We start from the raw sequence: 12,895 nt of genomic DNA, 5'->3' as shown, positions 1-12,895 counted from the left end.
ACCGAAAAAGGGTAGCATATTGCTGCCCTTTTTTTGTTTTATACCCTTCGCGAATATTTTTTACGCATTAGTTATAGTCAAAGTGAAAAAACTATTCTCGAAGAGTATATATACTTAATAACTGTCGGATTTGGATATAAAGACCATGAAGGTAGATACAGTTATTCTGGCTGCTGGCCAAGGTACCCGCATGAAGTCAAACCTGCCCAAGGTGCTTCATGAAATTGCCAAAAAACCTATGCTGGCCCATGTTATTGAAGCCGCACAACAGGCAGTGACAGAGAGCCAAACTCATGTGGTCATTGGCCATGGTAGTGACCAAGTCAAATCAACGTTGGGTAACTACCCAGTCAGCTGGGTATTACAAGAGCAGCAACTCGGCACTGGTCATGCAGTTCATCAAGCCATAGAGCACGTCTCAAGTTCAGATCTAGTGCTGATTTTATACGGCGATGTGCCGCTATTGAAAAAAGAGACAATACAGCAGCTCATTAATGCAGCTCAACAAACAGGGTTCGCCTTATTAACAGTCACACTTGCAGATGCAACCGGCTATGGTCGTATTGTACGTAGCAGTGAAGAAAAAATTACAGCTATTGTTGAACATAAAGATGCCACCCCCGAGCAGTTATCTATAAACGAAATTAACACCGGTATCATGGCTGTTAATTCCGAAAAACTACAACAGTGGTTACCTAAACTATCTAATAACAATGCACAGGGTGAATATTATTTGACTGATATTGTTGCCATGGCTGTTACAGATGGCATGACCATTACTGCTGTACATCCCACTTGCGAGCAAGAAGTGGAAGGGGTCAATAATAAAGTACAACTCGCCAAGTTAGAACGCTGGCATCAGCAACAACTAGCAGAAGGGCTGATGGTAGCAGGCGCAACCTTAAGAGACCCTAGCCGTGTTGATATTCGCGGTGAAGTAACTGTTGGCAAAGATGTCATCATTGACGTTAATGCTGTCTTTGAAGGTAGCGTAACACTTGGTGATAATGTCACCATCGAACCCAACTGTATTCTAAAAGACTGTCAGGTTGGCTCAAATACCATTATTAAAGCCAACTCTATCATCGAAGAATCTGTTGTACACGACAACTGCGATATCGGCCCTTTTGCTCGTCTTAGACCAGGAACAGAGTTAGCAGAAAAAGCCAAAGTCGGTAACTTTGTAGAAACCAAAAAAACCAAAATTGGTACCGGCAGTAAAGTGAATCACCTCAGCTATGTGGGTGATGCAGAAGTTGGGGCTGGCGTTAATATTGGTGCAGGCACGATCACCTGCAATTATGATGGTGCCAACAAATTTCAAACCACGATTGAAGACAATGTATTTATTGGCTCCAATACCTCACTGGTAGCACCAGTCACTGTCAGCCAAGGTGCAACGACTGGCGCAGGGTCAACCATTACCAAAAATGTGCCAGCCAATGAGTTAGCAATCGGTAGAGCCCGCCAGACAAACTTAGGGGGATGGCAACGGCCCACCAAAAAATCTTAGTCTTCGTGAATTACTTTGAAAGGGGAAGCTGGTTTGTACCTCAGTTCTAATCCCCCCTTTGGAAAAGGGGGGCTAGGGGGGATTTAAATTGGACTGAATAGGTAAGTAGGCTGTTGAAGGTGGCTTGAGTAGATCTTCATGAAATCCCCCTCGATCCCCCTTTTTAAAAGGGGGAGGCTAGAGTTCTAATAATGCCTTTTGCAACAGACTAGCGAAGTAGAAAAAACTTACTTCATGTATTTTCACAACTGACTATATAGTAAACAGTTTATTTTATTGGTAGGAAAGAGTTTAAATTAAAGGAACTCAACTATGTGTGGAATTGTTGGTGCAGTAGCGCAACGTGATGTAGCAGATATATTAGTGGAAGGCCTACGCCGTTTGGAATACCGTGGTTATGATTCTGCTGGCGTTGCAATAATTGATAATGAAAGCCAACTAAAACGAATTCGGCGGTTAGGCAAAGTAGCCGAGCTGGCTGATGCTTTAAGTTTGGAGCCTTTAACTGGCGGCACCGGTATTGCCCATACTCGCTGGGCAACCCATGGCGAGCCGAGTGAGCGTAACGCCCATCCCCACTTTTCAGGTGATGATATTGCTGTTGTCCACAATGGTATTATTGAAAACCATGAAATTTTAAGAAACTACCTGGTACAAAGTGGTTACGAGTTTACCTCTGATACAGATACTGAGGTCATTGCTCACCTGATTCATCATGAGATGAAATCCAATGGTAATTTATTAGATGCCGTCAAAAGAGCTGTTCATCAATTGGACGGCGCCTATGGGATGATGGTTGTTGATCGTCGTGACCCAAGCAGAGCAATTGCTGCTCGCTCTGGTAGCCCTTTAGTGGTTGGTTTAGGTATTGGTGAAAACTTTATCGCTTCTGACCAACTGGCTTTATTACCCGTTACTCGTCGTTTTATGTTTTTGGAAGAAGGCGATGTGGTAGAAATTTCTCGCCAATCCGTTCAAGTGTATAACGCCAAAGGTGATAAAGTAGAGCGGGAAATTTCTGAAAGCTCAGTTGAACATGATGCTGGTGATAAAGGGAAATACCGCCATTTCATGTTAAAAGAAATTCATGAACAGCCTGATGCCATCAATAATACGCTTGAAGGGCGGTTAAACGAAAAACAAATCATCGAAGAAAGTTTTGGTCCTAACGCCAAAGAGCTATTTAATAAAACAGAAGCCGTACAAATTATTGCTTGTGGAACCAGCTATCACGCAGGCATGGTAGCCCGCTACTGGTTTGAAGAAATTGCCGGTATTCAGTGTAATGTAGAAATTGCATCAGAATTTCGCTATCGCAAATCCTTTGTGCCTAAAAACTGCTTATTTGTCACTATTTCTCAGTCAGGCGAAACAGCCGATACATTAGCAGCACTGCGTCTAGCCAAAGAGACTGGTTATATGGCCTCACTGAGTATTTGTAATGTTCCTGGCTCTTCACTAGTTAGAGAATCCGACCTGTCCTTCATGACTAGAGCCGGTGCTGAAATTGGTGTTGCCTCAACTAAAGCATTTACCACTCAATTAATCGCACTATTAATGTTAGTCACTTCTATAGCTAAACAAAAAGGCTTAGCAAAAGAGCAAGAAGCCAAAATAGTTAAAGCCTTAAAAGAAGTCCCTAATAAAATTAACCATGTTTTACAACTCAGTGATGACATCGAGCACTTGGCTGAAGAATTCAGCGAAAAACACCACAGTTTATTTTTAGGCCGCGGCAACCAATACCCCATTGCTATGGAAGGGGCTCTAAAATTAAAAGAAATATCCTACATCCATGCAGAAGCCTACGCAGCAGGTGAATTAAAACACGGTCCATTAGCATTAATCGACACTGACATGCCCGTGGTAGTGGTAGCACCTAATAACGAATTATTGGAAAAATTAAAATCCAATATGGAAGAAGTCCGCGCCCGCGGTGGACTACTTTACGTCTTTGCCGACACCCACACCAAGCTATCAAATTCTGAAGGCGTAAAAGTGATGCACCTGGAAGACGTACCAGAAGTCATCGCCCCCATCATCTACACAGTACCTTTACAGCTACTGTCTTATTATGTAGCGATAATTAAAGGAACAGATGTGGATCAGCCTAGGAATTTGGCGAAATCAGTGACTGTCGAGTAAATCTCTTACCTGCCCATGACTTTATTAAATACATTTTTTATATAGCATGGGCAAAATAAAAACACGCAAGTTCATTGCCTGTTTATTTTTCACGACTGAATGTATACCCGTCGCGAATCATTTTTAGGTTTTGTTATCGTCGTTCCTCACTCCAATCACCTACTCCAATAGGCTCATGAGGCTTCGTCACTTGATGGCCTTACCTAAAAACCCTTCTCATTGGGTATAGTTACTATCAAAAAAATAGTTAATCTAAAAACAAGTATTTATATTGCAATATAATCGTCTTCTTACAAAAACAATAAGCTTGTAAGACAAGCTAAATGTATACTCAGAAAAGATACATGCCTCGCACATTCACATCCTGCTACTCAAGATAAAAGGTGAACTTAAAAGCGATTGATAAGCAAAGCAGCATAGTCATAATACAAATCAATCTAAATATTTGCTGAAGCAAAGGAAAATATGCCTCATACTGTTAAGGGCACCTCTAATAATCAATACATGTACAACTACAGCAATGGAACTGTATTCTTTTTTGCAATGGAAAGCCTATTCATTATATAAAAACTTATTAGGCTGAGGATACAATGGAAGCACCAGCATACCCGGCTGATGAAAATGTGCGCTTAGCGACTCTTAATTCTTTGAATCTATTGAATACAGGACCTGAAGAGCGTTTTGATCGATATACCAGACTAGCTAAGCAAATATTTGGTGTACCGATTGTTTTAATTTCTCTTGTTGACCGTCACCGTCAGTGGTTTAAATCCAATATTGGCTTGCCTGTCAGCGAAACTGATAGAAGTATATCATTTTGTGGACACACAATTCTTAGCTCTAAGCCATTGGTTATTCCTGATACAACGTCTGATCACCGTTTTAAAGATAACCCCCTGGTGACAGCAGAACCGTTTATTCGATTTTATGCTGGATACCCTCTAGAAGTTCCTAATGGCTGTCGTTTAGGGACTTTATGTCTCATTGACAACCATCCACGCATTTTTAACCACAACCATATCAACGACCTAAAAACCATTGCTCAACTAGTACAAGATGAAATAGGATCCTACCAAGATGCTACACTGAATGAGATAACAAAAATATCCAATAACAAAGGAGTCCAGATATTAATACAGTTGCTAATGGACCTGCATTATCAACCAGAGCTAGAGGTGACTATATTCTTTTTTCAACTTGAGCCAAGTCCAACAAAAAATACAACTACATGTAACCACTATCCAATTTTAGAATTTTCCCGTTTATTATTAGAAGCTTGTAGCACGGCTTGTGTGGCTGGCCATATTAAAGAGTTCACTTTCATGGCTCTCTTTACTGGGGAGCAAGATATAACCAGTTTGTCATCGCTTTCTCACCTAAGCTTTTTAACTCAACAATATAATCTGAAAAACCCTATCATGAAAGTTCGTTACACTTATACTACAAACTATGATGTTTTGGCAAACTTACCTTCTCTTATTCAATTATTTAACAATTATGAGTATTAAATTTAATTTATTACCAATAAGCCATCCGGGTTTTCCGGATAGCTTATGTATTGCAATCAATTTTTATAAAACTCATCCTGTATCCGTTTACAGTAACTGACCAGATTTTCAAAGCGACGTGCTATTTTATTAAAATCATTATCAACATCAACTAAAATACATTCAGCTAAAAAGGCATAAGTACTAGCATCTAGCGAGCAAGGTTTATCACCTAACAAATATGCTTTTTCGCCTAGCATTACTGATAAACTTTTCAGGGAGTGAGAGAAAATTTGTTTTATTTCCTCATTTGAATGCCGCCCTAATCCTTGCTTATCTAACGATTTTTTTACACCATTACGAAGAACTAATGGCAATACTTGTTTAAGAGGAAATGGCATTGAACTAAAAAATTCTTTCTTAAGAATCGGCCACGTATCCTCACACATCCAGCGAGAGTAAACTATACACCAGTAAAAGTTTTCATCTAACGATTTTGACACCAAATGTGCTATTGCCTTTTGTTCATCTGATAACCATTGATCTAGTGTTGACTGATATTTTTTTTCTAAATATTCAATAATAAAATAAGAATCGCCAATAGCTTTTCCATCATCTTCAATAAAAGGAAGCTTACCTTTAGGTGCTTTTTTCAAGTTTGCTATACCTGATGCTTCCTCAAATTTAATACCCGACATTCTCAAATAGGTATTAACTTTCAAAACAAACGGGCTGGGATCTACTATTCCAAACCCACTTCCAAAACCATATAGCTTCACCACTTGCCAAGTCCCCCTACATTTTCCATAAAACATTCATTAATGATTAAACTATAGGCCACTGCTACTGACAGCAGTATGTCAGTAGCTTTTTATTTTAGTCAGTAAGCTGTCACAACCAGAACCATCGATGAACAATCATGGCTTCTAACCACCCCCTCCAGATTGATTACTACAAACCATTCTGTTTAGCAGAGCAAATTGATTACAACATCCAGTCAAATGTTCAATATTCAACCAAAAAAGACTGAAGGACATAAATACAGCCTTGTAGATTTGCAAAATCAAAACCTCTAGAATGCGCTTGCCAGAAAACACTAATGGTATAGATGCTTCATTTGCCCTGGGTAAAGTCAGTGTCTAAAAAGGAGGTCGCTTTTCAGAAAGTATGGGTTAAGTGTGTAATCTGGAAAGCTTTACAATATGTGTGAAAGGTAAGTACCAATTACTATCAGTATAGCTGAGAAAATATATAAGAGAATTGTGCATGCAAGAGCAAGTGTTATCAAGAAATGAGTTATTTAACTTAAGAAATATATTAGTTTTTGTTATCCCTTCTTTGTTAGGAATTTTGTTGTTTATGACACCTGTGGCTTACCAGGATGGCCTTACTATTCCTGTTGCTATTCTAGCAAAAAGTATAAAAACAGCGCTTGGTGATAATGCTACTTTATTGATTACTTGTTTGGTGGCTCTATCCGCAATTATCAGTCTTATCACCAAAATATTAAAACCTACTCTAATTACCCGTAATCCTTTTTTAAATGCATTATTTAATGAGTCCTGGTTTTGGCTCGCCATGCGTTTCTTGGGCGCTGTTTTTATTATTCTTGTTTTCTTAAAAACAGGCTCCGATATACTGTATAGTGACGCCACAGGTGGGTTGGTATTAAATGACTTACTGCCAACACTATTATCTGTCTTTATATTTGCAGGGCTATTACTACCATTATTAGTCAATTTTGGGCTGCTTGAATTATTAGGTACCTTGTTGACTGTGATAATGAAGCCTCTTTTCAAGTTACCAGGTCGTTCAGCAATTGACTGTATGACTTCATGGTTGGGCGATGGCACAGTCGGTATCTTATTAACCAATCAACAGTATGAAAACCGTCATTATACTCAGCGGGAAGCTACCGTTATTGCCACAACGTTTTCTGCTGTTTCGATTTCTTTTAGTTTAATTGTTATTGCTCAAGTTAAATTAGAGCATTTGTTTCTACACTTTTACTTAACGGTGTGTTTGGCTGGCTTCGTGGCAGCGGTTATCGTACCTCGTCTCCCCCCATTAAGCTGGAAAAAAGATCACTACATTGACGGTAGTGAAAAGAACAAAAATGAAGCAATTGTACCTGAAGGACACACCTTGATTTCTTGGGGATTTGAACAGGCTTTACACAAAGCTAATTCTATTACCAGCTTCAAGAAAGTATTCATGGATGGCTTCAATAATGTTATTAGCTTAGTGTTTGGCTTGTTACCCGTAATAATGGCTGTAGGCACATTAGCGTTGGTTGTTGCCGAACATACGCCAGTATTCGAATGGTTAGGAAAACCGTTTCTGCCTTATTTAGAGCTACTACAAATACCTGAAGCGGTGGCAGCCTCTAAAACAATAGTGGTTGGTTTTGCTGATATGTTTATTCCATCAATACTTGCCGCTTCCATTGAAAACGAAATGACTCGGTTTGTTATTGCAGCAATGTCTGTCACTCAATTGATTTATCTGTCTGAAGTGGGTGCGTTGTTATTAGCCAGTCGTATCCCTGTCTCTTTATGGGAGTTATTTATCGTGTTCTTGTTAAGAACTCTGGTAACACTACCTGTTATTGCAGGGGTGGCTCACCTTATTTTCTAAGCTTAAGCCTGGACCTCAGGCCCAACTTGTTATGGTTTTGAGCTGTCACTTGGCACTGATGGCATCAAAACCTGTTCCTTAGCCAAATCTGGCTCACCGCACTGTTCTAGCATAACTGCCCGTACTGCGTCACGCAGCCTCACACTCGCAGCGAAATCATTTCCATCTGGCATCACTGGCTCCCCAATATAAACAGTGATGCTACCTTGATGTGGAAACCATTGACCATCACGTAAAATAGAGCGTGTACCCCGTATCGTAATAGGTACAACTGGCAGACCTTCTTGGGCAGCAACATGAAAAGCACCCAAATGAAAAGCAAGCAAGCCTGGCATTCTAGTCAATGTACCTTCTGGGAAAGATATGATTCGCTCTCCCGCTTGCGCTGCCTGGCACTGCCGTTTGGTATCTTCCACACCCCCAGCTGCTTCAGTTCGATGCGCGAATAACGCTCCCAGCCGACGGAGAAATGGGCCAGCGAGAGCCTGTTTGGATAACTCCGATTTAGCGACAAAGGTAATCTCACCAGCAATGGCAGCAGAAATTACCAGCGAATCCAGATAGCTAGAATGGTTAGCAACCAGAATCACTTTTTCCTTAGGGACTATTACATTTCCTGCCAACTTAAGTGGTGTACCTACCAAATGGAAAAACAACCACGCCGCTCCATGCACTGCACTGTGTCTCCAGCGTCGCCTGGGCAAGATAATGACAAGCCCCCATAACGAAGCGGCGATCAAGCCAAGCATAAACCACCAATAGCCCGCATAGAGTGCCGCACCCACACGCTGCCAACTACGTCTAACTCGGCTTCCCATACCCGCTGCAGCTAAGGCAAAAAGCTGAAGCCACAGCTGTTTTGGCTTAGTGCTTAACGCCCCAGCTTCATACAGCTCCTTCGTAGCAGCGCGACGAATCTTACCGCTTGATGTTTTTGGTATCGTGCGAGGAGGGACAAACTCGATCACATCCAATGGCACATCGAGGGATGCAACACAGACCTCTCTGATTGCTTTATGCAACTCAGCAAGTGCTGCCGTATCTGTAAGTTTCGTTTCAACGACCAATACCAGTTGCTCTGTACCTGCATTCAGGTCAGCACTAGACACCGCAGCGACACAGCCTTTACGTACACCTTGCAGCTGGCCAACGGTTTCTTCAATTTCGTGGGGATAGATATTACGGCCGGCCTTGATGATAATGTCTTTGATCCGGCCAGTCACATAGACATCGCCCTGTACCATATAAGCCAAATCACCACTTTCCAGCCAGCCATTAGTTAAGAGTGCTGCAGTTTTCTCCTTATTTCTGAAGTATCCTGCTGTTGCTGAAGGACCTTTAAACTGCAGTCGCCCCTGTTTTCGCTCTGGCAGCTCGCGGCCTGAGTCATCCACAATGCGTATCTGATGCCCAGCTAAAGGCCGTCCACAGGCAGCAAAGCTGAGGGCACTTGGATCATCTGCACCTGCTAATACAGCAGCACCACGACGGGTAAGCGCAGTTCGGTTGATACGCTCCACAATTGGTGCTCGTCCTAAAGGCGGAAATGCTAATCCCACTGAGTTTTCAGCAAGCCCATAGACTGGCATCATCACTTCTGGCCGGAACCCGTAGGGTGCAAAACACTTGCTGAAACGGTCGATAGTGGCAACGCTAACAGGCTCCGCGCCATTAAGCATAATCCGCAGAGAGCTGAGATCCTGCCCCTTCATATCCTCTTTCCGCACACTTTTACAGCACAGCTCAAAGGCAAAATTCGGCGCTACTGACAAAGTGCCACGATGACGAGATATAGCATGCAGCCAGCGTGATGGTTCCGCTAAAAAGGCCAGAGGAGGCATGATCACAGCGAGTGCTCCCAAATACAACGAGCCTAACCAAGCCCCTATCAACCCCATATCGTGATAAAGCGGCAACCAGCTCACAAACACATCTGTCGAGTTAGCTTCTAGCGCCTCACCCATAGCACGGATATTAGCCAGTAGATTGGCATGAGTTAGTACAACACCTTTTGGGTCACCCGTGCTACCAGATGTATATTGGATCAGTGCAATAGCTTCAGTAGCTACGAGCATCGGCGCATCCAAGGAGCCATTTTCGGTCAGTCCGTCAACCGTTTTAATATGCCGAAGACTCGTCACCAAACCAAACAGCAATGCCCCCACCCGATAGAGTTCATCACTTACAATAAGGATGGCTGCCTCAGCATTTGCCAAAATGCTGGCCTGACGGCGCAAATGATCTTCAACCTGAGACTGTCTGAAAGGGGGATAAAGAGGCACTGGCACACCGCCTGCGTATAGAATGCCAAAGAATACCTCGAAAAAGTCAGGTTTTGTTGCCAGCATAATTGCAACCCTGGCCCCTGGCTCCAAGCCATGCTCTATCAAGCCTTTCGCAATCTTAAGTGCAGCTGTGTGAAGTGCACCATAGCTCAAGCTTTGTTCTAGGGCTTCACTTTGCCAAACCTTCAGGTGGGGGCGCTCTGGGTGGGTTGTTGCATGAAAGTTGAGAACATCAATAAGTGTTGTTGCAGTGATAGGTTCCTTAACTTCCGGCAGGCTAATAGGTATTTCATCTCTGGTCCATCCACTACCTGCCGGCTTAGCCACCTGAAGTGCATCCAGCAAATCCTGTAGGGAGTTTGCACTGCTAAGCAGCTCATCTGGCAGGTGCACCTTAAAAGCCCGGTCAAGCCGCAGTATCAACTCTGCTCGCCCCAAACTATCGAGGCCCAAATCTCGGTCCAGGTCGCAGTCTAATGTGACATGATGCAAACGCCCTAAATGGGGGTGCAGCTCTTCTGCTAAACCACCAGCAATCCGAAGCAATGCTGGTGCTAAATTATCATCCGTATCGTCATGCAAATCATGTCTGTCGGGTTCAAGTTCACCAGTCATTCTGAAAGTTTAACTGCTCCGTTAATACAGCGCGAACGCTTATTCCACTAGGGGTAAGACCAGTTGCTAAAAAAACTCCCTGTTTTTATTCCAGAAAACACCTTCTGAAAATAACCACTCATAATACGAGGGGTTAATGATTGCAGCCCTAAGCTACGAAAATAGATTTAATGAAAATTAATCGTCTTTTTAATTTAATAGTAACCCACCTTAAGTTATTCGACTGGTTATACTTACAGCCTAAATAAGCTTATTAGTATACGTATATTTTCTTGTTTAAGAACCAATGCGGCTTTAATAAATAGTTAAGGGTGATGCTTGTTTATTTCAATACCAATATTTAAATACAAGAAATGTATTAATGAAAAAATTCGCTTACCCACTATAGTTATGTCAGAACAAGTTACCCATGACATTTTTATGGCAGGTTTTTCTACGTCTCTACAAATAATCAGCATCTAAAAAAGCCTTTAAGATTTTATTAGCCTAAAAATAATTAATTATTTTCCACAAGCAATAGAACGATTTTATTCACTTCAAGCTTGTTCACTACAGATTAAATTGAACATTATTTGTTCACAATTACTGAGTGAAGTTTTTCACCTGTTGCGCACGTACCAATTGGCATTATAATAGCCGACTATTTTTTAGACGACTGTTTAACAAAAAAACACCAGCAGTACAACACTAGCTGTTTAGGGGAGTAAATGAAGCAGTTTACACGATTATTGGCTGCAGCTGGGGTGGCTGCCTCCTCGCTTGTCGGGGCCAATACCAATAATACCATCGTTGGCACCTTGCCCGGCGATGTCACTGTCACCAAAAGCGGGGCCGCGAATTACCGCATTCCTATCGAAGTACCACCCGGCATTAATGGCTTACAGCCAAATTTAGCCTTGGTATACGACAGTCAAAAACGTAATGGGCTATTAGGTGTTGGCTGGAAATTAACAGGCATTTCTTCCATTACCCGCTGCCCCACAACTTTAGCTCAAGACGGTTTTATTGATGGGGTGGATTTTGATGATAACGATAAATTTTGTTTAAACGGGGATCGACTGGTTGCTGTTAATGGTGGCACTTATGGTGCTTCTGGTACCGAATATCGCACCGAATACGCCAGTTACCGTAAAATTGTGTCTTATGGATCAGCTGGTAATGGCCCTACTTATTTTAAAGTCTGGTATAAAGACGGCCGGATTGCCGAATTTGGGAATACCGAGGATTCCTTAGTAGAAGCCCAAGGCAAAAATGATGCCTTAAGCTGGGCGATTAATAAAGTCGAAGACCGGTTTGGTAATACCATTAATTTTAATTATTCAGAAAATAATGCAACGGGGGAGCATTATCCCGCTTCAGTGGTTTATGCGGGGACAACCCTTGAATTTAATTTTGAGGAGCGGCCTGATTCGATTTATGGGTATGTTGCTGGCTCAAAATATCAAACAACTAAGCGCTTAAAAAAAGCAACTATCCATTATTTAGACAAAAGTAGTCATTATAATGTGGATTATCAGCATACCGCTAAACCTGAGAAAAGTCTGATTAAGTCTGTGCAGCATTGTGCTGACCAATGTCTACCAGCAACAAGAGTTCAGTGGCAAAAAAACAACGCAGAGGATAGTACTTTTACACCCAAAAAGCTCCTGCTAAAAGACTTTGGGCAACATGCCACTTGGCAAGCTAAAGAGCATGTTCGACGGTTGGTAGATGTTAATGGCGATGGGCTGACTGATATCGTGGGGATCGGCCATCCTGGTGTCTATGTCTCTTATGGCGATGGAAAAAGCTTTTCACCAAAAAAACACTTACTAGCAGATTTTGGGCAACATGCTACTTGGCGTGCTCAAGACCATATTCGGCAATTGGTAGATGTTAATGGCGATGGGCTGACTGATATCGTGGGGATCGGCCATCCTGGTGTCTATGTCTCTTATGGCGATGGAAAAAGCTTTTCACCAAAAAAACACTTACTAGCAGATTTTGGGCAACATGCTACTTGGCGTGCTCAAGACCATGTTCGGCAATTAGTAGATGTTAATGGCGATGGGCTGACTGATATCGTGGGGATCGGCGACCCTGGTGTCTATGTCTCTTATGGCGATGGAAAAAGCTTTTCACCAAAAAAACACTTACTACTCGGTTCCGAAGTTTTTTTAGATTGACATAACTGCTAATTTATTCATGCAGCCGCTCTGTATTTTAATGACTCA

General features: G+C 42.1%; 7 protein-coding genes. 5 read left to right on the top strand and 2 right to left on the bottom strand.

From position 1 onward, the window contains the following. The first annotated feature begins 145 nt into the window (after nt 1-145). The 3 genes from glmU (at nt 146) to ORQ98_RS18975 (ending at nt 5,166) form a co-directional block, all read left to right on the top strand. The gene (glmU, locus tag ORQ98_RS18985; protein ID WP_274690390.1) at nt 146-1,513 is read left to right on the top strand and encodes a bifunctional UDP-N-acetylglucosamine diphosphorylase/glucosamine-1-phosphate N-acetyltransferase GlmU; all 1,368 of its coding nucleotides are present in this window, start codon (nt 146-148) and stop codon (nt 1,511-1,513) included. Nucleotides 1,514-1,825: 312 nt separating this feature from the next. Next, complete coding sequence (gene glmS / locus ORQ98_RS18980) at nt 1,826-3,658, top strand: glutamine--fructose-6-phosphate transaminase (isomerizing) (protein WP_274690389.1); 1,833 nt, start codon at nt 1,826-1,828, stop codon at nt 3,656-3,658. A 590-nt stretch (nt 3,659-4,248) separates the two neighbouring features. Then, complete coding sequence (locus ORQ98_RS18975) at nt 4,249-5,166, top strand: GAF domain-containing protein (RefSeq protein ID WP_274690388.1); 918 nt, start codon at nt 4,249-4,251, stop codon at nt 5,164-5,166. A 56-nt stretch (nt 5,167-5,222) separates the two neighbouring features. On the opposite strand, the gene ORQ98_RS18970 is transcribed toward ORQ98_RS18975, so the two are convergent. Next, a complete protein-coding gene (locus ORQ98_RS18970; protein ID WP_274690387.1) occupies nt 5,223-5,927 on the bottom strand; it encodes a glutathione S-transferase family protein in 705 nt (234 codons plus the stop codon). 484 nt (nt 5,928-6,411) lie between these two features. Here ORQ98_RS18970 and ORQ98_RS18965 point away from each other — a divergent pair, with 484 nt between their 5' ends. After that, nucleotides 6,412-7,782, top strand: coding sequence for a YjiH family protein (locus ORQ98_RS18965; RefSeq protein WP_274690386.1), 1,371 nt, complete (start codon nt 6,412-6,414; stop codon nt 7,780-7,782). A gap of 29 nt (nt 7,783-7,811) precedes the next feature. Here the strand turns inward: ORQ98_RS18965 and ORQ98_RS18960 are convergent, their stop codons facing one another. Next, the gene (locus ORQ98_RS18960) at nt 7,812-10,682 is read right to left on the bottom strand and encodes an AMP-binding protein (RefSeq protein WP_274690385.1); all 2,871 of its coding nucleotides are present in this window, start codon (nt 10,680-10,682) and stop codon (nt 7,812-7,814) included. A 707-nt stretch (nt 10,683-11,389) separates the two neighbouring features. Between ORQ98_RS18960 and ORQ98_RS18955 the strand changes: the two genes are divergently transcribed. After that, the gene (locus ORQ98_RS18955) at nt 11,390-12,847 is read left to right on the top strand and encodes a SpvB/TcaC N-terminal domain-containing protein (RefSeq protein WP_274690384.1); all 1,458 of its coding nucleotides are present in this window, start codon (nt 11,390-11,392) and stop codon (nt 12,845-12,847) included. Nucleotides 12,848-12,895 lie beyond the last annotated feature (48 nt).

This window comes from Spartinivicinus poritis (assembly GCF_028858535.1).
Lineage (GTDB): Bacteria > Pseudomonadota > Gammaproteobacteria > Pseudomonadales > Zooshikellaceae > Spartinivicinus > Spartinivicinus poritis.
Note: the sequence above shows the minus strand (reverse complement) of the source record. Positions and strands in the feature narration are given on the sequence as shown.

Coding starts and splice junctions, on each gene's coding strand:
- glmU (WP_274690390.1), top strand. CDS start 146: ATGAAGGTAGATACAGTTATTCTGGCTGCTGGCCAAGGTACCCGCATG.
- glmS (WP_274690389.1), top strand. CDS start 1,826: ATGTGTGGAATTGTTGGTGCAGTAGCGCAACGTGATGTAGCAGATATA.
- ORQ98_RS18975 (WP_274690388.1), top strand. CDS start 4,249: ATGGAAGCACCAGCATACCCGGCTGATGAAAATGTGCGCTTAGCGACT.
- ORQ98_RS18965 (WP_274690386.1), top strand. CDS start 6,412: ATGCAAGAGCAAGTGTTATCAAGAAATGAGTTATTTAACTTAAGAAAT.
- ORQ98_RS18960 (WP_274690385.1), bottom strand. CDS start 10,682: ATGACTGGTGAACTTGAACCCGACAGACATGATTTGCATGACGATACG.
- ORQ98_RS18955 (WP_274690384.1), top strand. CDS start 11,390: ATGAAGCAGTTTACACGATTATTGGCTGCAGCTGGGGTGGCTGCCTCC.